At 63.2% G+C, this 22149-nt stretch carries 19 protein-coding genes and 3 pseudogenes; 18 read left to right on the top strand and 4 right to left on the bottom strand.

All coding sequences use genetic code 11. From position 1 onward, the window contains the following. Positions 1 to 16 precede the first annotated feature (16 nt). The 15 genes and pseudogenes from purD to ACFQDL_RS17790 all read left to right on the top strand — a co-directional run bounded on the left by purD (position 17) and on the right by ACFQDL_RS17790 (position 13343). Positions 17 to 1306, top strand: coding sequence for a phosphoribosylamine--glycine ligase (gene purD / locus ACFQDL_RS17860; protein WP_379910215.1), 1290 nt, complete (start codon positions 17 to 19; stop codon positions 1304 to 1306). Between the two features lie 279 nt (positions 1307 to 1585). Next, positions 1586 to 2068, top strand: a complete 483-nt coding sequence (locus tag ACFQDL_RS17855) for a LysE family transporter (protein ID WP_379910214.1) — start codon at positions 1586 to 1588, stop codon at positions 2066 to 2068. Next, positions 2065 to 2199 (top strand): hypothetical protein, encoded by a 135-nt coding sequence (locus tag ACFQDL_RS17850; RefSeq protein ID WP_379910213.1) that lies wholly within the window; start codon positions 2065 to 2067, stop codon positions 2197 to 2199. Before ACFQDL_RS17855 ends, ACFQDL_RS17850 begins: the two co-directional genes overlap by 4 nt. Positions 2200 to 2332: 133 nt before the next feature. Beyond that, positions 2333 to 3328, top strand: a complete 996-nt coding sequence (locus ACFQDL_RS17845; protein ID WP_379910212.1) for a tetratricopeptide repeat protein — start codon at positions 2333 to 2335, stop codon at positions 3326 to 3328. Between the two features lie 292 nt (positions 3329 to 3620). After that, on the top strand, positions 3621 to 3899 hold the full coding sequence (locus ACFQDL_RS17840; RefSeq protein ID WP_379910211.1) for a Glu/Leu/Phe/Val dehydrogenase dimerization domain-containing protein: 279 nt from the start codon (positions 3621 to 3623) through the stop codon (positions 3897 to 3899). Continuing rightward, a complete protein-coding gene (locus ACFQDL_RS17835; protein WP_379910210.1) occupies positions 3899 to 4675 on the top strand; it encodes a Glu/Leu/Phe/Val dehydrogenase family protein in 777 nt (258 codons plus the stop codon). Before ACFQDL_RS17840 ends, ACFQDL_RS17835 begins: the two co-directional genes overlap by 1 nt. Before the next feature lie 31 nt (positions 4676 to 4706). Then, a complete protein-coding gene (locus ACFQDL_RS32995; protein ID WP_379910209.1) occupies positions 4707 to 5264 on the top strand; it encodes a thiamine pyrophosphate-dependent enzyme in 558 nt (185 codons plus the stop codon). Further along, positions 5264 to 5605 (top strand): annotated as a pseudogene (locus tag ACFQDL_RS32990) (thiamine pyrophosphate-dependent enzyme); the annotation flags it as partial. The gene ACFQDL_RS32995 and the pseudogene ACFQDL_RS32990, both read left to right, overlap by 1 nt. 213 nt (positions 5606 to 5818) lie before the next feature. Beyond that, positions 5819 to 6802 carry an alpha-ketoacid dehydrogenase subunit beta gene (locus ACFQDL_RS17820; protein ID WP_379913146.1) on the top strand — a complete coding sequence of 328 codons (984 nt, stop codon included), beginning with the start codon at positions 5819 to 5821 and terminating at the stop codon, positions 6800 to 6802. Further along, positions 6799 to 7014, top strand: a complete 216-nt coding sequence (locus ACFQDL_RS17815; RefSeq protein ID WP_379910208.1) for a biotin/lipoyl-containing protein — start codon at positions 6799 to 6801, stop codon at positions 7012 to 7014. Before ACFQDL_RS17820 ends, ACFQDL_RS17815 begins: the two co-directional genes overlap by 4 nt. Positions 7015 to 7052: 38 nt before the next feature. After that, positions 7053 to 7913: a dihydrolipoamide acetyltransferase family protein gene (locus ACFQDL_RS17810; protein ID WP_379910207.1), complete on the top strand. Its 861-nt coding sequence runs from the start codon at positions 7053 to 7055 to the stop codon at positions 7911 to 7913. Positions 7914 to 8109: 196 nt separating this feature from the next. After that, entirely contained in the window at positions 8110 to 10032 is a 1923-nt protein-coding gene (locus tag ACFQDL_RS17805) for a PrkA family serine protein kinase (protein ID WP_379910206.1), read from the top strand. A gap of 92 nt (positions 10033 to 10124) precedes the next feature. Further along, positions 10125 to 11411: a YeaH/YhbH family protein gene (locus ACFQDL_RS17800; protein WP_379910205.1), complete on the top strand. Its 1287-nt coding sequence runs from the start codon at positions 10125 to 10127 to the stop codon at positions 11409 to 11411. Next, a pseudogene (locus ACFQDL_RS17795) lies at positions 11408 to 12936 on the top strand (SpoVR family protein). Before ACFQDL_RS17800 ends, ACFQDL_RS17795 begins: the two are co-directional and overlap by 4 nt. A gap of 41 nt (positions 12937 to 12977) precedes the next feature. Continuing rightward, positions 12978 to 13343: a histidine triad nucleotide-binding protein gene (locus ACFQDL_RS17790; protein ID WP_379910204.1), complete on the top strand. Its 366-nt coding sequence runs from the start codon at positions 12978 to 12980 to the stop codon at positions 13341 to 13343. A 2-nt stretch (positions 13344 to 13345) separates the two neighbouring features. On the opposite strand, the gene ACFQDL_RS17785 is transcribed toward ACFQDL_RS17790, so the two are convergent. After that, complete coding sequence (locus ACFQDL_RS17785; RefSeq protein WP_379910203.1) at positions 13346 to 14089, bottom strand: glycerophosphodiester phosphodiesterase family protein; 744 nt, start codon at positions 14087 to 14089, stop codon at positions 13346 to 13348. Between the two features lie 272 nt (positions 14090 to 14361). Here ACFQDL_RS17785 and ACFQDL_RS17780 point away from each other — a divergent pair, with 272 nt between their 5' ends. Then, a complete protein-coding gene (locus ACFQDL_RS17780; RefSeq protein ID WP_379910202.1) occupies positions 14362 to 15579 on the top strand; it encodes a Bcr/CflA family multidrug efflux MFS transporter in 1218 nt (405 codons plus the stop codon). Positions 15580 to 17227: 1648 nt separating this feature from the next. Here ACFQDL_RS17780 and acnA read toward each other — a convergent pair. The 3 genes and pseudogenes from acnA to ACFQDL_RS17765 all read right to left on the bottom strand — a co-directional run bounded on the left by acnA (position 17228) and on the right by ACFQDL_RS17765 (position 21087). After that, positions 17228 to 19914: pseudogene (acnA, locus tag ACFQDL_RS17775) on the bottom strand (aconitate hydratase AcnA). Positions 19915 to 20011: 97 nt separating this feature from the next. Then, on the bottom strand, positions 20012 to 20416 hold the full coding sequence (locus tag ACFQDL_RS17770; protein WP_379910201.1) for a VOC family protein: 405 nt from the start codon (positions 20414 to 20416) through the stop codon (positions 20012 to 20014). Between the two features lie 56 nt (positions 20417 to 20472). Further along, the gene (locus tag ACFQDL_RS17765; protein ID WP_379910200.1) at positions 20473 to 21087 is read right to left on the bottom strand and encodes a LysE/ArgO family amino acid transporter; all 615 of its coding nucleotides are present in this window, start codon (positions 21085 to 21087) and stop codon (positions 20473 to 20475) included. A gap of 106 nt (positions 21088 to 21193) precedes the next feature. Here ACFQDL_RS17765 and ACFQDL_RS17760 point away from each other — a divergent pair, with 106 nt between their 5' ends. Together ACFQDL_RS17760 and ACFQDL_RS17755 are read left to right on the top strand one after the other, a co-directional pair. Beyond that, positions 21194 to 21883, top strand: a complete 690-nt coding sequence (locus ACFQDL_RS17760; protein ID WP_379910199.1) for a LysR family transcriptional regulator ArgP — start codon at positions 21194 to 21196, stop codon at positions 21881 to 21883. Between the two features lie 100 nt (positions 21884 to 21983). Further along, complete coding sequence (locus ACFQDL_RS17755) at positions 21984 to 22112, top strand: hypothetical protein (RefSeq protein WP_379910198.1); 129 nt, start codon at positions 21984 to 21986, stop codon at positions 22110 to 22112. The last annotated feature ends 37 nt before the right edge of the window (positions 22113 to 22149 follow it).

The following is a 22149-nucleotide window of genomic DNA, read 5'->3' as shown; positions in this document are numbered from 1 at the left end:
CGTTTAAGGAGTAATCATGAAAGTACTGGTTATCGGCTCCGGCGGACGCGAGCACGCCCTGGCCTGGTCCGCGGCCCGTGACGCCGCAGTCGAAAAAGTCTTCGTCGCCCCCGGCAATGCCGCCACCGCGACCGAAGCCAAGCTGGAAAACGTCGCCATCGACGTGCTGGACCTCGACGCTCTGGTCGCCTTCGCCCGCGACAACGCCATCGGCCTGACCATCGTCGGACCGGAAGCGCCGCTGGTCGCCGGCGTCGTCGATCGCTTCCGCGCAGCCGGCCTGCCGATCTTTGGCCCGACCGCCGCGGCCGCCCAGCTCGAAGGCTCCAAGGCCTTCACCAAGGATTTCCTCGCCCGTCACGCCATTCCGACGGCCGAGTACCAAAACTTCACCGAGATCGATCCCGCCATCGCCTACGTGCGCGAGAAGGGTGCCCCGATCGTGATCAAGGCCGACGGCCTGGCCGCCGGCAAGGGCGTTATCGTGGCGATGACGCTGGAAGAGGCCGAAGAGGCGATCCGCGACATGCTGGCGGGCAATGCCTTCGGTGACGCCGGCAGCCGCGTCGTGGTCGAGGAGTTCCTCGACGGCGAAGAGGCCTCCTTCATTGTCATGGTCGACGGCGAGCACGTTCTGGCAATGGCTACCAGTCAGGACCACAAGCGTGTCGGCAACGGCGACAGCGGCCCCAATACCGGCGGCATGGGCGCCTACTCCCCGGCACCGGTCGTGACTGCGGACATCCACCAGCGGGTGATGGACGAAGTCATCATGCCGACGGTGCGCGGCATGGCGAGCGAGGGCAACGAATACACCGGCTTCCTCTACGCCGGTCTGATGATCATGGCCGACGGCACCCCCAAGGTGATCGAGTACAACTGCCGCTTCGGTGATCCGGAAACACAGCCGATCATGCTGCGCCTCAGGTCCAGCCTGGTCGAACTGTGCCAGGCCGCGATCGAGCGTCGTCTCGACCGGGTCAACGCCGACTGGGACCCGCGCCCGTCGGTGGGCGTGGTCATGGCCGCCGGCGGTTATCCCGGCGACTACCGCAAGGGTGACCACATCAGCCTGCCGGCCGAATGCCCGGCCGACAGCAAGATCTTCCACGCCGGTACCAGGCTTGTCGACGGTCAGGTGGTCACCGCCGGCGGTCGCGTGCTCTGCGTCACGGCCCTCGGCGACAGCGTCACCGATGCCCAGCAGCGCGCCTATGCGCTGCTCGAGCAGGTAAGCTGGAAAGATGCCTACTACCGAACGGATATTGCTTATCGCGCCATCGCTCGGGAAAAGGCGACCAAGTAACAAGGCGGGAAGGACGCGCTCTTTATCTGGCCGAACGGACATCGCCTACCGTGCCATCGCTCGGGAAAAGGCGGCAGGTTAACGGTCTTGTAGGGTGGAATGAGCACCGAAGGTGCGAATTCCACCGTTGGTGCCCGATACCGCCGGTGGAACGCCACCCGGAATACGATTCACCGGTGGAATTCGCTACGCTCATTGCCACCCTACGGCCACGATTGACAACCTGCATACCAACAGCCACCTTAGGGTGGCTGTTTTCATTTTCGAGGTATCGGCATCATGACACTGAGTATCTGGCTGACGTTGCTGGCCGCGGCGATCCTGATCAGTCTCTCCCCCGGCGCCGGGGCCGTGACGGCGATGAGTCATGGCCTCAGCCAGGGTGTACGCCGGGCACAGCCCGCCATCCTCGGGCTGATCAGCGGTTACGGCACCCAGATTCTGATCGTCGGCGTCGGTCTTGGCAGCCTGGTCGCCGCCTCGGTCACGCTGTTCACCCTGATCAAGTGGGCCGGTGTCGCCTATCTGGTCTGGCTCGGTATCCAGAAATGGCGCGAGAAAGGCGAATTCAGTCTCGGCGCAGCGAAGACCGTGCACTGGCGCCGGGCCTACCTGCAAAGCCTGCTGATCAACATCACCAACCCCAAGGGTCTGGTGTTCCTGGTGGCACTGATACCGCAGTTCCTCGATCCCCATGCGGCCCAGGCACCACAACTGCTGATCATCGGCGGCACCCTGGTGGCCGTCGACTGGGGGTCATGACCGGTTACAGTCTGCTGGCATCGAGACTGCGCTTCTGGATGCGCGACGAGTGCGCCCGCCGTACCCAGAACCGCGTCACCGGCAGCGCCCTGATCGGCGCAGGTCTCGTGCTCTCGGGCGCCCAGCACTGAACACCGGCTTCAGGCAACGGCGGCTGCATCGTATACTGGGCCGCCATTGAATCTGCTGACAGGGATGTAGGTAAGCGATGTCCAAATTTGCACGTCATGCCATGGTCGTTCCGCTCATATTGAGCCTCGCCGGTTGCGGCGGCATGTCCGTTCACGACCAGGTCGAGCCGCCGGACTCCCCTACTGCCTGCGTGGCGGCAGCGACGAGGCATTCAGCTGCGACCCGCAGAAGCAGCAGGCCCCGGAGGACCCGACTCCCGTCGAGCGCGACATCGACGATGCCGAACTCTACGCCCGGCTGGCCGAGATCAAGAGCTGGCTCAGCAGCGAAAAGGCGGCGCTGAGCGACAGTCCGGCGGGCACCGGCAGCGGCGACATCCGACTGCCCCCGGAACCGGCGGGGCCCGCTCAGGCACCGGCACCGGCACCGGCACCGCCGCTGCCCAGCCTGCTGGCCGACGCGCGCTACCGGGAGGCCCTGCAGCAGGCCGCCGAAGCGCAGCGCCAGGGCCACATCGACCAGGTTCGCATCGGTCTTGAGCAGCTGATTCTGCAGTTCCCCGAACGCCCCGAGGCCTACAACAACCTCGGCGTTCTGCTGGCGCAACAGGGCCAGTACAGCGCCGCCCTCGAGCAGCTGCGAAAGGCCCTCGACACCCACCCCCACTATGCCCGGATACATGACAACCTGCGCAGCCTCTACGGGGCACTGGCCGGCAATACCTATTACGATGCCCTGGGACTCAAGCGCGTGCGTGGTCGGCCCGAGTTGAAAGCCCTCGATGCCGCCCAGGATGCCAACGACGACGACAGCATCGCCGCCCGCGTCGGCACACAGCTGGAACACTGGGCGCAAAGCCCCGCATTCACGCCCGCACAGCGTGCCAGCCTCTATATCCCCGGTTACCGTTCCGACGCCAAAACGAGCCACCGTGACTGGCTGTCCTCCCTGCCGCCGGCCGCAGACCCGCTGCAGCTGCAGGAATATGAGCTGGCCGTGATGAGCCCGGACTGGGTCGAAGTCACGCTGATCGCCAGAGCGCAGGGTGCCGACCAGCCTGTCCGCCGCGAACTGACCCTGGTTCGCAACGACAACCGCTGGCTGATCAGCTCCGAACGCAGCGAGTAGAGACGCCGCAGAAACCCTGAAGCCGGTACTTTCGTGCGCTTTTAACCGCCTCCGCCACCAGACATCCACCTGCCTTTCAGCAGTGCCGCCTGGCTTTTCGCACTCGCAAAATCAAACACTTAATTTCAGTCAGGTCCCTGAACTTTGGCAAAACCTGTGCTATCCAAAAGGTAACCGGGAGTCTTGCAAGCGGCCGTCGCCAACACCCCGGGTGACGGCGCCAAGGGCTCCCCGGGCCCACAAGGCCCGACAAAGGACGCTCCGGCGTCAACTGTCTACGGAGGACCCCGTCATGTTCAAGCAGATGGAAAGCGCAGGCCTGGCCGATCTTCATTTCGCATCCGATCCCCAGAGCGGCCTCAACGCCATTATCGCCATCCATTCCACCCTGAGAGGCCCGGCAATCGGCGGCTGTCGATTTATCGACTATGCGTCCGACGAGGCAGCGATCACCGATGCGATTCGCCTGGCCCGAGGCATGAGCTACAAGGCCGCACTGGCTGACCTGCCCCACGGCGGCGGCAAGGCCGTGGTGATGAAGCCCCCGGCGATTTTGACCGCAACGCACTGATGCGCAGCTTCGGCCGTTTCGTCGAGACGCTCGGCGGACGCTACATCACCGCCATGGACAGCGGCACCCGGGTCGCCGATATGGACGCCATCGCCACCGAGACCCGCTGGGTCAGCTGCACCAGCGACGCCGGCGACCCATCCCCCTATACCGCACGGGGTGTATTCGAAGGCATCTGCGCGGCCGTGCGTCACCGCCTGGGCCGCGACCAGCTCAGTGGCGTGCGGGTCGCCTTGCAGGGGCTCGGCCATGTCGGCTTTGCCGTGGCCCGCCATCTGCACGATGCCGGCGCCCGGCTGATCGTCTGCGACCTGGACCCACAGCGGGTAACGGCGGCCATCCAGGCCTTCGGCGCCCGCACGGTGGCCCCGGAGGAGATCTATGCCGCTCCTGCCGATGTGTTCTGTCCCTGCGGCCTTGGCGCCGTGCTCAACGACGTCAGCATCGCCCAGCTGCAGTGCGCGATCGTCGCCGGCTCGGCCAACAACCAGCTGGCCGAGCCGCGCCACGGCGAGCAGCTGCGCAATCGCGGCATTCTCTATGCGCCGGATTACCTGATCAATGCCGGCGGACTCATCTTCGTCGCGCTGCATCATGCCAGGGCCCCCGCCCGGGCGATCGACAACAAGGTCAGGGGGATCGGCGATCAGCTGAAAGCGCTGTTCGAGCAGGCCGACCGCGAACGCCGGCCGACCAGCGAGGTCGCCGACAGCCGTGCCGAATCCATTATCGCCAGTGCCGCCGCCGACGCCGGCGCGCACCACAGCGCGGCCTGAATCCCGGGTTCGATATAAGAGGATCATCGCCATGACGACCATCGCCTATCAGGGTGAGATACGCTTTTCACGCTTCCTCGATGCCGCCGGACAGCCCGTTGCAGAGCTGCCCGACTGGGCCGCGCAAGCCGATACGCTGGTCGAATACTACCGCCAGATGACACTGGCCCGGCAGTTCGACACCAAGGCGATCGCGCTGCAGCGCACCGGCCAGCTCGGCACCTACCCGTCACTGCTGGGCAGCGAGGCGATCGATATACCCACCGCCAGCCTGATGCGGGAGGAGGATGTGCTGATCCCCTACTACCGCAACCACGCCATGCAGGTGATAAGGGGCAGCGAATGGCGCGACGTGCTGCTGTACTGGGGCGGAGACGAGCGCGGCAGCGCCAACCCGGCGCAGCGCCAGGACCTGCCCAACTGCGTGCCGATCGCGACCCAGTGCCTGCATGCCTGCGGTGTTGCCGCGGCCTTTCGCATCCGCAACGAGAAAAGGGTCGCCGTGACCCTCTGCGGCGACGGCGCCACTTCCAAGGGCGACTTTCTCGAGGCGCTCAACGTCGCCGGCGCCGGCAACTGCCGCTGGTGATGATCGTCAACAACAATCAATGGGCGATATCGGTGCCCCGGGCAATGCAGTGCGGCGCCCCGACGCTGGCACAGAAGGCGATCGGCGCCGGCATCCGCGGCGAACAGGTCGACGGCAACGACGTCGTGGCGGTGCACGAGGCCGTCGCGCGCGCCCTGGAGCGGGCCCGCAACGGCAAGGGGCCGAGCCTGATCGAGGCGATCAGCTATCGGCTGTCGGACCATACCACCGCCGACGACGCCACCCGCTATCGCAGCAACGAGGAACTCAAGGCGGCCTGGGAACACGAGCCCGTCAAACGCTTGCGCAACTACCTGCATGGCCGCGGCTGGTGGAACGAGGAGCAGGAGCAGAGCTGGCAGGCCGAGATCAGCCGCATCGTGCAGCAGGCGGTCGACGACTACCTGGCGACACCGCCGGATGCGGTCGGCGCGATCTTCGACCATATCTACGCCGAGCTGCCCCCCAGCTCACCGAACAGCGGGAGCTGGCACTGGCCCGGTCCGCCGCGGGAGGCAGCCATCATGAGCAGGACTGAAGGGGAGGATGCCGCGATGAGTCAATCGATTACGCTGGTCGAAGCGGTCAACCTGGCGCTCGCCCACGAGCTGGACCGCGACGAGCAGGTGGTGCTGCTGGGCGAGGATATCGGCACCAACGGCGGCGTCTTCCGCGCCACTGTCGGACTGCTCGAACGCTTCGGTCCGCGTCGCATCATGGATACCCCGCTGGCGGAAAACCTGATCGCCGGGCTCTCGGTCGGCATGGCGACCCAGGGACTGAAGCCGGTCGCCGAGATCCAGTTCATGGGCTTCATCTTTCCGGTGATGGAGCAGATCATCGGCCACGCCGCCCGCATGCGCAACCGCACCCGCGGCCGCCTGAGCTGCCCGCTGGTGATACGCGCGCCCTTCGGCGGCGGCATCCACGCGCCGGAGCACCACTCCGAGAGCACCGAGGCGCTGCTGGCGCAGATTCCGGGCCTGCGGGTGGTGATCCCGTCGTCGCCGGCCCGGGCCTATGGCCTGCTGCTGGCGGCGATCCGCAGTCCCGACCCGGTAATCTTCCTCGAGCCGAAGCGCATCTACCGCGCAGTGAAGCAGCCGGTCGAGGACAACGGCGAAGCGCTGCCGCTGGATAGCTGCTTCACACTGCGCGAAGGCAGCGACATCACCCTGATCAGCTGGGGCGCCATGGTCAAGGAGACGCTCGAGGCCGCCGATGCGCTGGCCGAGGACGGTATCAGTGCCGAGGTCATCGATGTCGCCACCCTCAACCTGCTCGATCAGGAGACGCTGCTGGCATCGGTCAGCAAGACCGGGCGCTGCGTCATCGTTCACGAGGCGCCGCGCCACGGCGGCATGGGCGCCGAGATCGCCGCGACCCTGTCGGAGCGCGGCCTGCTCGATCTGCAGGCGCCGATAGCCCGGGTCACCGGCTACGACACGGTCATGCCGTACTACCGTCTTGAAAATCACTATATGCCCAATGCGCAAGACATTATCGAAGCGGCCCGACAGACACTGGAGTTCGCATGAAATATTTCAAGCTACCGGACCTGGGCGAAGGCCTGCCCGAGGCCGAGATTCTGGAATGGCACGTCAAGGAAGGGGACAGCGTCAAGACCGACCAGATCGTCGTATCGGTGGAGACGGCCAAGGCGATCATCGAGGTGCCCTCGCCCCAGGATGGCGTTATCGCGCATCTATTTGGTGCGCCGGCGACAGCATCCATACCGGCGAACCCCTGATCGAGTTCGAAAGCGGCGAACAGGAGGACAGCGGCACCGTGGTGGGCCAGATCCAGCGCGGTCAGGGCGAAGGCGGCCGGGACGACTTCATCATCGGCGCCTCGCCGAGTTCCCGGGCGCACCAGGTCGGCAAGGCGACACCCGCGGTGCGCAGCCTGGCACAGCGCCTGGGGGTGGATATCTCGTCGCTGTCCGGCAGCGGCCGCCAGGGCCTGATCACCGCGGATGATGTGGAGCAGGCCGCCAGTATCAATCGCAGCCTCGGCGCACCGGAACCGCTGCGCGGCGTGCGCAAGCAGATGGCACGCAACATGGCCGAGGCCCATGCACAGGTGGTGCCCGTGACCCTGTTCGAGGACGTCGATATCGAGCATTGGCACGAGGGTAGCGATATCACCATGCAGCTGGTGCGGGCGATCGCCGCCGGTTGTGCGCGCGAGCCCGCCCTCAATGCCTGGTTCGATGGCCGGCACCTGAACCGGCGGCTGCAGCAGACCGTAAACCTGGGTGTCGCCGTCGATACCGACCAGGGCCTCTTCGTGCCAGTACTGCGGGATATCGGCAACCGCGACAGCGATGACCTGCGCGAAGGACTGAACCGGCTGCGTGCCGATGTCAGGGCGCGCACCATTCCGCCGTCGGAGCTGCAGGGGGCCAGCATCACGCTCAGCAATTTCGGCACCCTTTGCGGGCGCCACGCGACACCGGTGGTGATGCCGCCCCAGGTGGCAATTGTCGGCGCAGGCAAAATTCGCCGGGAACCGGTCTGGATCGACAACCGGGTAGAGGGCCACCGCATCCTGCCTCTGTCGGTTACCTTCGACCACAGGGCAGCAACCGGCGGCGAAGCGGCCCGATTTATGCAGGCAATGATCGAGACATTGCAGGAAAAAACTTGAGCGCAGGGCCCTGAACTTGCTTCGCCACGCCGTATCAAAGGTTTGACGAAGATCAGTTTCAGCATTTCTTTCGCGAACACCGATCGGCACACCAAAGGTGGGCTACACTAGATTCAAAGGAAGGCAGAAAAGGACAGAATAGGACCGTAAAAACCTTACCAATCAAGGTGGTAATGAGACAGGAAGGTAGCCAATTATGAGTATTTTTGAACACTTCAAAGCGCGCTATTCAGCGACGCAGCAGGAAGAGATGAGCCTGCATGAGTTCCTTGCGCTGTGCAAGACGGATCCGCTGGCCTACGCCAACGCGGCCGAGCGCATGCTCAAGGCGATCGGAGAGCCGGAAACCGTGGATACTTCAAGGGATTCGCGTCTGAGCCGCATCTTTTCCAACAAAGTGATCAAGCGCTATCCGGCCTTCAGCGAATTTTACGGTATGGAGGAGGCGATCGAGAACATCGTTTCCTATTTCAAGCATGCGGCCCAGGGGCTCGAGGAGCGCAAGCAGATCCTCTACCTGCTCGGCCCTGTCGGTGGCGGCAAATCCTCCCTCGCCGAGAAACTCAAGCACCTGATGGAACATGTCCCCTTTTACGCCATCAAGGGCTCGCCGGTGTTCGAGTCGCCACTCGGACTCTTCACCCCGGAAGAGGACGCCGAGATCCTGGAGCAGGAGTTCGGCATTCCGCGGCGCTACCTCAAGGGCATCATGTCGCCCTGGGCGGTCAAGCGCCTGAAGGAATACGGCGGCGATGTCAGCCGGTTCAAGGTGGTCAAGCTCTACCCGTCGATCCTCAATCAGATCGCACTGGCCAAGACCGAACCGGGCGACGAGAACAACCAGGACATTTCCAGCCTCGTGGGCAAGGTCGATATCCGCAAGCTGGAGGAGTTCCCGCAGCATGACCCGGATGCCTACAGCTTCTCCGGTGCGCTGTGCCGCTCCAACCAGGGGATGATGGAGTTCGTCGAGATGTTCAAGGCACCGATCAAGGTGCTTCATCCGCTGCTGACCGCCACCCAGGAGAGCAACTACAACAGCACCGAGGGCATGGGCGCCATTCCGTTCGACGGCATTGTGCTGGCGCACTCCAACGAATCCGAGTGGCAGTCGTTCAAGAACAACAAGACCAATGAAGCCTTCATCGACCGTGTCTATATCGTCAAGGTGCCCTACTGCACCCGCGTATCCGAAGAGGTCCGCATCTACGAGAAGCTGCTGGAAAACAGCTCGCTCAACGAAGCGCCCTGCGCACCGGACACCCTCAACATGCTGGCGCAGTTCACCACCCTGTCCCGCATCAAGGAGCCGGAAAATTCCAGCCTCTACTCGAAGATGCGCATCTATGATGGCGAGAACCTCAAGGATACCGATCCCAAGGCCAAGTCGCTGCAGGAGTACAAGGATGCCGCCGGTGTCGATGAAGGCATGAACGGTCTCTCGACCCGCTTTGCCTTCAAGATCCTGTCGAAGGTGTTCAACTTCGACCCGACCGAAGTCTCGGCCAACCCGGTACACCTGCTCTACGTGCTGGAAAAAGAGATCGAGCAGCAGCAGTTCCCGGCCGAGACCCAGGATCGCTATATCGGCTTCCTGAAGGAGTTCATCGCGCCGAAATATATCGACTTCCTCGGCAAGGAGATTCAGACTGCCTATCTCGAGTCCTACTCGGAATATGGTCAGAACATCTTCGACCGCTACTGCACCTATGCCGACTTCTGGATTCAGGACCAGGAATACCGTGATCCGGAAACCGGCGACATCCTCGACCGCCAGGCCATCAACGAGGAGCTGGAGAAGATCGAGAAACCGGCCGGTATCAGCAACCCGAAGGATTTCCGCCACGAGATCGTCAACTTCGTGCTGCGCGCCCGGGCCAACAACCACGGCAAGAATCCGACCTGGATGAGCTACGAAAAGATGCGTTCGGTCATCGAGAAGAAAATGTTCTCCAACACCGAGGACCTTCTTCCGGTCATCTCCTTCAATGCCAAGGCCTCGTCCGAGGACCAGCGCAAGCACGGGGAGTTCGTCAAACGCCTGATCAACCGCGGTTACACCGAGAAGCAGGTCCGCCTGCTGTGCGAATGGTATATCCGCGTACGCAAGTCCCAGTAACGCTACCGGTTGTTTTCCCGGTCAGGTTGTCGCTCCGTTTCACAGGCGCCGGATCCGCCGGCGCCGGAGCGCAACCGGTTAAGGAGTAGGGTATGAGTTACATCATTGATCGTCGCCTGAACGCCAAGAAGAAGAGCACCGTCAACCGGCAGCGCTTCCTTCGGCGGTACCGCAAGCATATCAAGCGGGCAGTCGAAGAGGCGGTCAATCAGCGTTCGATCCGGGATATCGATCAGGGCGGACAGGTCACGATCCCGAGCCGGGATATTTCCGAGCCGGTGTTTCACCACGGTGACGGCGGCCAGCGCAAGCGCGTCTACCCCGGCAACAAGGAGTTTGTCGAAGGCGACGAGTTCCGTCGCCCCCAGGGCGGCGGTGGTGGCGGCGCCGGTAAGGGCAAGGCCAGCAACCAGGGCGAAGGCATGGACGACTTCACCTTCAATATCAATCAGGACGAGTTTCTCGACTTCCTGTTCGAGGGGCTCGAACTGCCCTACATGGTGAAGAAGAAGCTGCGTGATGCCACCCAGTTCGAAACCCGGCGCGCCGGCTTCACCAATTCAGGCTCTCCGGAGAAACTGCATATCGTGCGTTCGCTCAGGGCCGCCCATGCCCGTCGCATCGCCCTGTCGGGCAGCGAACGGCGTCGTATCCGCGAGCTGAAAAAGGAGCTCTGGGCGCTGGAGGAAAGCGAGTCAGGTCCCGATACCAAGGAGCAGATCGATGCCCTGCGGGCCGAGATCGAGGCGCTCGAGAAGAAGGTGCGCAAGATGCCCTTCATCGATGATTTCGACCTCAAGTTCAACAACCTGGTGCGCATCCCTGTGCCCTCGAGCAAGGCCGTGATGTTTTGCGTGATGGACGTCTCGGGCTCTATGACCCAGGCTATCAAGGATATGGCAAAGCGCTTCTTCATCCTGCTTTACCTGTTCCTGACCCGCAACTACAAGCAGATCGAAGTGGTCTTCATCCGCCACCACACCCATGCCAAGGAAGTGGACGAGGAGGAGTTTTTCTATTCCCGCGAAACCGGCGGCACCATCGTCTCCAGCGCCCTGACGCTGACAGCCGACGTGATCCGCGACCGCTATCCGGCTGGCGACTGGAACATCTATGTCGCCCAGGCCTCCGATGGCGACAACTGGGACGGCGACTCCGACGCCTGCCGCCAGATCCTGGTCAACCGCGTGCTGCCCCACGTGCAGTATTACGCCTATGTCGAGATCACCACAGGCCCCCACCAGAACCTGTGGCTGGAATATGAGCGGGTTCGCGAAGCCTTCCCCGAGACCTTTGCCATGCACCAGATCGAAGAGGCTTCCGACATTTATCCGGTGTTCCGCAAGCTCTTCGCCCGCAAGATGGAGGGTGCTGCATGACAGCCACACGCACCAGGAAGAAGCAGCCGCTGTCCACCGGCTCCGAGTGGACCTTCGAACTGATCGAGGCCTACGACCGTGAAATCGGCCGGCTGGCCGAGGGGTTCGGGCTCGACACCTACCCCAACCAGATAGAGGTCATCACCTCGGAACAGATGATGGATGCCTATGCCTCGATCGGCATGCCACTGAACTACAACCACTGGTCTTTCGGCAAGCAGTTCGTCGAAACCGAGCAACGCTACAAACGAGGCCAGATGGGACTGGCCTACGAGATCGTCATCAACTCCGACCCCTGCATCGCCTACCTGATGGAAGAGAATACCATGACGATGCAGGCGCTGGTGATTGCCCATGCCTGTTACGGCCACAACTCCTTTTTCAAGGGCAATTACCTGTTCCGGACCTGGACCGACGCCACGGCGATCATCGATTATCTGCTGTTCGCGAAAAAATATATCACCGACTGCGAGGAACGCTACGGCGCCGAGTCCGTCGAGGAGCTGCTCGATTCCTGTCACGCGCTGATGAACTACGGCGTCAACCGCTACAAGCGCCCGAAACCCATCACCGCGGACGAGGAGCGCAAGCGCCAGCAGGACCGGGAAGAGTATATCCAGCGGCACCTGAACGAGCTCTGGAACACCATTCCGCAGAAAGATGTCCCGGAAACGGCCCGGGAGATCCACTTCCCGAAGGAGCCGGAAGAAAACATTCTCTACTTCATCGAGAAAAACGCCCCGCTGCTGGAGCCCTGGCAGCGCGAGATCGTGCGTATCGTGCGCAAGGTCTCGCAGTACTTCTATCCGCAGAAGCAGACCCAGGTCATGAACGAGGGCTGGGCCTGCTTCTGGCACTACAACCTGTTGCACGGCCTTTACGACGAAGGGCTCGTGACCGACGGTTTCATGATGGAGTTCCTGCACAGCCACTCCAGCGTCGTCTACCAGCCGCCGTTCGACTCGCCCTACTTCAACGGTATCAACCCCTATACCATCGGCTACAACATGATGCAGGACATACGCCGCATCTGCGAACGCCCGACGGACGAGGATCGCGAGTGGTTTCCGGAACTGGCCGGCACCCCTGGCTCGATGCGATGCATTACGCCATGCGGAACTTCAAGGATGAAAGCTTCATCCAGCAATATCTGTCGCCGACACTGATACGCGAGCTCAAGCTGTTCACCATCATGGACGACTCCGAGAGCCCGACCCTCAAGGTCTCGGCGATACACAACGAGTCGGGTTATCAGCGCATCCGCGAGGACCTCTCGGCGCAGTATAACCTGGGTAACCGCGAGCCCAACATTCAGGTCTACAACGTCAACGTCCGCGGCGACCGGTCGCTGACACTGCGCCACTATATGTATAATAATCAGCCGCTTGGGGACAGTGCGGACGAGGTGCTCAAGCACCTGCACCGGCTCTGGGGCTTCGACGTCCGCCTGGAGTCGGTGAAACCCGACGGCACCGTCTGTGCCCAACACCACTGCCCGCCACGCGAAGTGCTCGAAACGCTCTGAGCGCGGCCACACGACCGTACAGCGACCACTAGAGGAATGGTATGGATTGTCTGTTCTGCAAGATCCTGGAAAAGGAAATACCGGCCGATGTCATTTACGAGGATGACCGGGCCATCGCGTTTCGCGATATCAATCCCCAGGCGCCCTTCCATGCGCTGGTGATTCCCCGACGCCATATCCACAGTCTCAACGAGCTGACAACCGAGGACCGCGAAACCGTCGGCCACCTGGTGCTGGTGGCGGCCAAGCTGGCCGAAGAGCATGGCTTCGCCGCAGATGGCTACCGCACCCTTCTCAATTGCAACAGCCATGGCGGCCAGACCGTCTTCCATATCCACCTGCATGTCCTCGGCGGCAAGCCGATGGGCTGGCCGCCCTATGCCGAGACGCTGAAAACGCCGGTGTGAAGTCATGGTGACGCGTTACGCGTCAAAGCCCTGCGCATCTCGCCGATCTCGAAGGTCTCGACCAGTTCGACGCCGCGTGCCATCAGTGCCCTGGCCAGTCCCGGTTCCGCGACTTCGAACACCGCCAGGCGAACGCCGTCGAGTTTCAGGCTGCCGTTCGGCAGGTCGCGAAAATCCACGAACAGAAACTCCGGCGCCAGGGACCGGTACTGTCGGTCGCCCGGCGAAGGCCAGCGCTTTTCGACGGCACCGATGCGCCAGCCGGCCGCCGCCGCGAGCCGCAATATCTCCCGGTCATAGCTGATCAGTATGCATTGCCTCCGGCAGGGCTCGAGCTCGGCCGTCACCGCCTGCAGCACCTCGTCGCGCCCGAAATGACCGATCGCCTCGGGCTTGAGCTCGATAAAGAACTCCGCCGCAGGGTTGGCTAGAATAAGCTCTGTCAGTTGTGCCAGACGGGCAATCGGCTCATCGGTAAAACGCAGGCCGAAGCGGCCCGGGTAATGGCTGCGCAGTGCCGCCAGCCGTTCCGCCTTCATACAATGAATGGCACCCGGCTCGCCGCACAGGCGCTGCAGCGTCCCGTCATGAAAAAGCACCGGCTCCCGGTCGGCGGTCAGCTGAATATCGACTTCGACGAAACGCGCACCGGCCTCCAGTGCCTCTCTTACGGCCTTCAGGGTATTTTCGGGATAACGGGCGGCATAGCCGCGATGCGCCACCAGACGCTCAGCAAAAGTAGCCATGACTGCCTACCTATTCGTATTCTGGAAAAATCGGAAGACATTTAAATCAAAAATTGCAACAGTCAATTGTCGGGACGCCCGCATCCAGTGCCCTGTTTCGGTGCTATCATGATCGACGCTTGCCTGGCAGCATTTCCAGCATAGCGCGCTTTTTCCTGCAGTGACGCCTGCCCCGATCCAGCCGGGCTATTCCCGCCCGCCGCGAGCGTTGTTCGTTTTTACCGTCAGCCGCCATGCCGGCGGCCCATTTTCAGATGACAGTTGCCCGATCGATGAGAACTGAAAAAGCCTTTATAGCCCTGCTCGGCCTGCTGATCGGTCTGTCGCCGCTGGCCATCGACATGTACCTGCCGAGCATGCCGGCCATCGCCAGCGGCCTCGGCGCATCCACCGAGGCGGTTCAACAGAGCCTGACGGTCTTTCTGATCGCCTTCTCGCTGCCGCAGCTGATCTTCGGCCCGTTGTCCGACGCCCTGGGCCGACGCTTCGTCATTCTCACGGGGCTCGGTCTCTTTATCGGCGGCAGCCTGCTCTGCGCCCTGGCCGGCGATATCACCTGGCTGCTGGTTGCCCGCGCACTCCAGGCGGCCGGGGCTTCGGCGATGGCGGTCACGGTGCCCGCCCTGGTCAAGGACCGTTACAGTCAGGAGTCCTTCGCCCGCACCATGAGCTTCATCATGATGGTAATGGCCGTGGCCCCCCTGCTGGCGCCACTGATGGGCGGACTGGTGCTGACCGTCGGCGGCTGGCGATTGATATTCTGGGTGCTGGCCCTGATTGCACTGGCGGGACTGCTGCTGTTCCATCGTTATATCGACGAGACGCTGGCGATCGAAAAACGCAGCCCCCTGCATCTCGGGAAACAGCTGGACAATTACCGGCGGCTGCTCGGCGACCGTCATGCGCTCTGCCACATGCTCAGTGCCGGCTTCATGTTCGCCGGCATGATGGCCTTCGTCGCCGCCTCGCCCTTTGTCTACATCGAGCTTTACGGGGTACCCGAGCAGTATTACGGATTTCTGTTCGGCCTCAATATCATCACGCTGATGACCCTGACAATGCTGGCCAACCGCTTCACTCATCAGGGATCGAAACGCATCCTGACAACGGCCTTCGCCATCATCGCCCTGGTCTGCTCGCTGCTGATCGCACTGAGCCTGATACCGGATCCTCCGCTGGTACTGGTGGTGCTGGGCGCCATGTTCTTTATCGGCAGCTACGGCGCCATCAGCGCCCACACGATGTCGGTGGTGATGAACCGCTTCGCCGGCATTTCCGGCAGTGCCTCCGCTGTCGGCGGTACCCTGCGCTTCGGCACGGGCTCCCTCGGCGGCGCCGCCGTGGGGTTGTTGCATGATGGCAGCGGCATGCCGATGACCCTGGTGATGTCAGCCTGCGGCATTCTCGCCGTGCTGACCTATGCCGCGGCCGGAAAGCCGCCGCCCGCCACAACGACCTGCACGCAACCGCGCGAGGCCGAAGCGGCCTGAGCCGGTCAGGTCGAGGATCGACGCTCAGCACCAGCTTCGCCTTGAGCCCGGGACGGATGCCGGCCCGGGTGCTGACCGGAACACTGACCTCACGCCGGCCACCGCCCAGATCCTCGACCCTGAGCGCCCGGGTCGCCAGACCGTGCCCCTGTTCGCTCGCAGTACCGTACCGGACCGTGCTGTCGCGCACGGCAAACGTATAGCTTTCGCTGAACAGAAAGCCCTCGATATGGTCGTCGAACCAGAACCGGTTGTCGATTTCGAACTGGGGTACCCTGACCGCCAGCTCAAGACTGAAGGTGAGTCCGGTGCCATGGGTGATGGCCGCCTTCGACAGGTAGCCGGTGAACAGATAGACAGACTTGTGCTCGCCTATCAGCTCGTCGTAGGACTTGAGAATCGCCGACTCCTGGTCGAACCGGCGCTCGTTGAGGACGTAGGTGGCCGCCCCGCGCACCCGGGTGACCGCGTCGATATAGTAGGATCCACGCACCTTTTTCCCGCTGTTCTTCTGTTCCTGCACCGACCGCGGCAGCAGCAGCTCGTCAAACGTCAGCGTCACCCTGACCCTGAGGTCGCCGAACAGAAAGCGCTGCAGGTTCTGGTAGCCGGATTCGGAATTGACGATGCCGTAGGGGCCCGAATGACTGCGGTAGGCCACACCCCTCGGCGCGCCTTTCACCCAGGCGTTTTCCATCAGTACCAGGCCGTCGCTCAGCGGACCGGTCGTGCGTTTCGCGAAGCCGAAAAAGGCCTGGTAATCATGGTAATTGGCGCCGATAAAGCAGAAAAAACGCTCCGGTGGAAAGGCGCCGCCAAGGTCGTTGACGGCTTCCTGATCCTCGGGCAGGCGCAGATAGCGGCGCATCCGGTCGCGATCGAAATTGCCCAGCTGAATCCGGTCCAGCCCGCCAAGATCCGGCACGTTGACGCCCAGGATGTCGATGCCGTTATGGGGCGTACCATAGGTGTAGACCTTGTCGACCAGGCTGTCGTTGGCCTGCCCCGGCGTCAGCTCCAGACCTGGATTGTCGGCCGGATCCGGCGCGCCGAAACGACATATGTTCTGCAGGTAGCAGCGGCACACCAGGCCACCCATCGAGTGGGCCACCAGGATGACGCGAAACTGCTGCCTCGCCTCGTCGGTGGCGCAGACCGACTCGCGCACCTTGAGAACAAAGGCCCGCAGATCCGCCGCGAACTGTTCCATGCTGCGCCGCTCACCACTTCCGAGGGATTTCGACACCTGCTCGTAATAGCGGAATACCCATACGGTTCGCGCATCGGCTTCGCCGGGCCGGTAGTCGTCACTGCCCTGACGGTAGGCATCCCGATACTGATGGTCTTTGAGCAGGCGCAGCAGCGGCGACTCGAAGATGAACTTGAGCGGGCGTTTGGCATGATCCTGGCGTAGCAGGGTGGAGCCGCGGTTGAACCCCATGTAGGGATCGGCGGTGGTATTCTCGATCTCCTCCATGGTCGCGGCATAGCCGCGCACGTAGATGACCGGATAGAAGGGTGCACTGATCCTCTCAGCCATTGACAAGCCTCCCTGCGGCTGGAGGTCTTCATCAATATGACGACTGCAAGACCCGGGTGGTCGACGATGAGTCTAAGTGTAGACCAGCCCGAAACGGTTGTTTGAGGACTATGCCTCGCCCGCCAGGTGGCGCAACACGAAATGCAGTATGCCGCCATGGCGGTAATAGTCCCACTCGACCGGCGTATCGATACGCACCCGTACCCGAAAGCGCCTGCTCTGGCCGTCCGGCGCGGTGGCACGGACCTCGATCTCTTCCGGCTCCCCGTCGAGGGCCTGAAGATCGAACTGCTCGTCTCCCTTGAGCTCCAGCGACTCGGCCGACTCGCCATCGACAAACTGCAGCGGCAGCACCCCGAACCCGACCAGGTTCGAGCGGTGAATACGTTCGAAACTGCGGGCGATAACCGCCCCCACGCCCAGCAGACGGGTGCCTTTCGCGGCCCAGTCCCGGCTCGAACCGGTACCGTACTCCTCGCCGGCCAGCACCAGCAACGGCACCTTCTCCTTCCGGTAACGCATGGCCGCATCGAAGATGCTGAGGCGCTCCCCCGACGGGAAATGGGTGGTCCAGCTGCCCTCTGTTCCCGGCGCCAGCCGGTTGCGCAAGCGCACGTTGGCGAAGGTGCCGCGTACCATGACTTCGTGATTGCCGCGACGGGAACCATAGCTGTTGAAGTCCGCTGGTACGATGCCCTGCTGCTGCAGATAAAGACCGGCCGGGCTGTCGGGCTTGATCGAGCCGGCCGGCGAGATGTGGTCGGTCGTGATCGAGTCACCGACCCGGACCAGGCAGCGGGCACCCCGAGTGGCTGCAGCGGCTCGGGCTCGAGCCTCATACCCTCGAAATAGGGTGGATGCTTGATGTAGGAGGAGTCGGGCCAGTCGTACGTCTTGCCCTCGGGCAGCGGCAGACGCCGCCAGAACTCCGGCCCCTCGAATACCCGCTCATAGCGGCGGCTGTACATCTGCGAGCTGATGCACCGACCCATCAGCGACTGCACTTCCCGCTGAGTGGGCCAGAGATCCTTGAGATAGACATCCTGCCCCTTGCTATCCCGTCCCAGCGGCTCCTGGTAGGGATCCAGCGCCATGGTGCCGGCCAGGGCGTAAGCCACCACCAGCGGCGGCGAGGCCAGGTAGTTGACCCGCACCTCCGGATGAATGCGTCCCTCGAAGTTGCGGTTGCCGGACAGTACCGACGCCACCACCAGGTCGCCCTCCCGGATCGCCTGACTGATTTCCGGCTTCAGCGGCCCGGAATTGCCGATGCAGGTGGTGCAGCCGTACCCGACCAGGTTGAAGCCCAGCGCCTCGAGCGGCTTGAGCAGGTTCGCCTGCCGCAGGTAGTCCGTCACGACCTGGGAGCCCGGCGCCAGGGAGGTTTTCACCCAGGGTCTGGTCTTCAGCCCCCGGGCGTGCGCCTTCTGTGCCACCAGCCCCGCCGCCAGCATCACCGCCGGGTTCGAGGTATTGGTGCAGGACGTGATGGCGGCGATCACCACATCACCGTGACGCAGCAGGTGCTGCTCTGCGTCGAGTTCGAACGATACGCCGCCATCCTGCAGCGGCACGCCGGGGTCGACGCTACCGCGCTCGCTGCGCAGGGCACTGAGGAAACTGCGCTTGGCCTCGCTCAGCGGAACCCGGTCCTGGGGCCGCTTCGGTCCGGCAAGGCTGGGTACCACTGCGCCGAGATCCAGCTCGACGATATCGCTGTATTCGGCAACGGCACTGTCGCTGTCACGCCAGAGCCCCTGCGTTCTGGCATAGGCCTCCACCAGGGCGCGCTGCTCCTCGCTGCGCCCGGTCTGCTCCAGGTAGCGCAGGGTTTCGACATCGACCGGGAAAATGCCGCAGGTGGCCCCGTACTCCGGCGCCATATTGGCGATGGTCGCCCGATCGGCCAGCGGCAATTCGTCGAGTCCCTCGCCGAAAAACTCGACAAACTTGCCGACCACGCCGTGCCGACGCAGCATTTCGGTGACGGTCAGCACCAGGTCGGTAGCGGTCGCCCCCTCGCTGAGGCGCCCACTGAGCCGGAACCCCACGACCTGGGGCAGCAGCATCGTCACCGGCTGCCCCAGCATTGCGGCTTCCGCCTCGATCCCACCGACGCCCCAGCCCAGGACGCCGAGGCCGTTGATCATGGTGGTATGGGAATCGGTCCCCACCAGGGTGTCCGGATAGGCCTCCCTGGTGCCATCCGGCTGCTGACGGGTCATCACCACCGAGGCCAGATATTCGAGATTGACCTGATGTACGATGCCGGTACCCGGCGGCACCACCCGGAAGTTGGCGAAGGCCGTCTGCCCCCAGCGCAGAAACTGGTAGCGTTCGGCGTTGCGTTCGAATTCGATCCGGGTATTGAGATCCAGCGCCTCAGGGCTGCCGTAATGGTCGACCATCACCGAATGGTCGATCACCAGATCCACCGGCTCCTGGGGATTGATCAGCTCGGGGTCGCCGCCGAGCTCGCGCATCGCATCGCGCATCGCCGCCAGATCCACCACCGCCGGCACCCCGGTGAAATCCTGCAGTATCACCCGCGACGGCGTGAAGGCGATCTGCTGCGAGGCCTCGGCCCGGGGATCCCACCGGCAGAGCGCCTCGATATCCTCGGCCCGCACCGTGCGGCCGTCTTCGCGACGCAGCAGGTTCTCCAGCAGTATTTTCAGCGCATAGGGGAGCCTGCCGATATCGTACAGGTGCTCCAGCGCATCGAGGCGGTAGATGCGATAAGTCCGCTCACCGACGTCCAGGGTGCCAAGGGCATCGAAGCTGTCATGCGTCATCAGGTCTCTCCTGTCCGAGGGGTCCCCCGGTCGGTTAAAGCTGTTTCAGGGGCTGGATACGAAAGCCGGGAGCGGCTCATCCGGGTACGGTATGGAGCTAGTCGGGCGGTCCCTTGAGCTCGACGGTATTGCCTTCGGGGTCCTGAATATAGATCGAGGGGCCCGCTCCTTCGGCGCCGTAGCGGCGCTCCACCGGTCCGACCTCGACGCCCAGCCCCTCGAGGTATTCCCGGATGGCCTCGGCATCAAACGGCTCGAGACGCAGGCAGAGATGGTCGAGATTGTGCCCGTCGGCGCCTGGCGGAGCGCCGCCGGCCCGCCCGAGCGGCCCCGCTACGGTCACCAGGTCGATCAGTCCGCGGCCGGCACGCAGTTGATAAAGCCCCTGGTCCTCGAGCACCCGCTCGAGCGCGCAGCCCAGAATATCGCGATAAAAGCGGAGCATCGGCTCCAGCTTCCGGACCCGCAAAACCAGGTGATCTATTTCACGTATCTGGATCATCGTCCCTCCCGTCGTCCAGCCACTACAGAATAGCAGCCGGGAGAGACTGCACAGCCTCAGACGACCAGACGGACGGCGATACTCCACATTACCAGGCAGATGATGCCATCGAGCACACGCCAGGCACGGGGGCTGGCGAACAGCGGCGCCAGACGCGGCGCGCCGAGCCCCAGCAGCAGAAACCAGCAGAAGGAGGCCAGCACGGCGCCGGCACCGAACCAGAAACGCAGCTGCGCGCCATGCTGAGTGGCGATACTGCCCAGCAGCACCACCGTATCGAGATAGACGTGCGGATTGAGCAGGCTGACAGCCAGAGCGGTCAGCAGCGCCGAACGGAGCGTGCGGGCGCCGCTTTGCCCGGCCGAGAGCCCGACCGGCCTCAGCGCCGAGCGCAGGGCCCTGAAGCCGTAATAGCCGAGAAAGAGCGCGCCGCCGATACGGGCCACCTGCAGCAGGACCGGCGAATCGCTGATCAATGCCCCCATGCCGAGCACACCGAGGCTGATCAGCAGCGTATCGTTGAGAACGCAGAGCAGTGCCACCGGCCAGTGATACTGGCGTCGCACGCCCTGGGACAGCACAAAGGCATTCTGGGCCCCGATCGCCACGATCAGGCCGCCCCCGGTCAGGAACCCCTGCAGCAAGATGGTCGACTGAAGTGCAGTGATCATTCGGGAATCTCCCAGATACCAGTTCTCGTTTGGATGGCGCCATCTTGACCCGCCGGATCAGGCAAGTAAAACTAATGATATCTATAAACGATTAGCAAAACTGATAATGCTCGATTACCGTCAAATACAGGCCCTGGCTGCCGTGATCGAAGAGCAGAGCTTCGATCGTGCCGCCGCCAAGCTCCACATCACCCAGTCCGCGGTCTCCCAGCGCCTCAAGCAGCTGGAAGAGCGGCTTGGCCAGGCCCTGGTGATCCGCACCAGCCCGGTCCGGGCCACACCGGCCGGACAACAGGTTCTGAAACACTATCGCCAGGTCAGTCTGCTGCAGAAGGAACTGCTGCAGGAGATCTACGATGCCGAGGACAGCAGCTTCACCCGGCTGTCGATCGGCCTCAATGCCGACAGCCTCAGCACCTGGTTTCTGCCTGCGCTGCAGCCGCTGCTCGAGCGCGAAAACCTGCTGCTGGAGCTGAAGGTAGACGACCAGGACCAGACCCACCATCTGCTGCGCACCGGCGAGGTGATCGGCTGCATCACCGCCAGTCCCGAAGCGATGCAGGGCTGCAACTGCATCCCGCTGGGCGTGATGCCCTATCGCTGCCTGGTATCACCTGGCTACGTCAAACGCTACCTGCCCGGAGGCCCCGACGCGGACAACCTTCGTCTGGCACCGGCGATCGAGTACAACCACAAGGACGCCCTGCACTATCGCTACCTGGAACGCTTCTATGGTCTGGCGCCCGGCGACTTCCCCGCCATCGCGTCCCCTCGCCCGAGGCCTTCCTCGACCTGATCGTACGCGGATTCGGAGCCGGCATGGTGCCGGATCAGCAGAGCCGGGCCTTCCTCAAAAGAGGCCAGGTCGTCGACATGGCCCCGGAAACTACCTGGCGGTGCCGCTCTACTGGCATGTCTGGAACCTGAAAACACCGCTGGCGCGGCGCCTGACCGACACCCTGCTGCGTGGCGCCGAACAGTTCCTCGAGCCGTTCTCGGCTCATCCGGTACTGACTCACCCCTGATCGAGGCTTGCATGATCCAGATCAGACGGTCATTTTA

This window comes from Marinobacterium aestuariivivens (assembly GCF_042661465.1).
In the GTDB taxonomy this organism is placed as follows: domain Bacteria; phylum Pseudomonadota; class Gammaproteobacteria; order Pseudomonadales; family Balneatricaceae; genus Marinobacterium_A; species Marinobacterium_A aestuariivivens.
The sequence above is the reverse complement of the archived record's forward strand: the minus strand, read 5'-3'. Positions and strand labels throughout refer to the sequence as shown.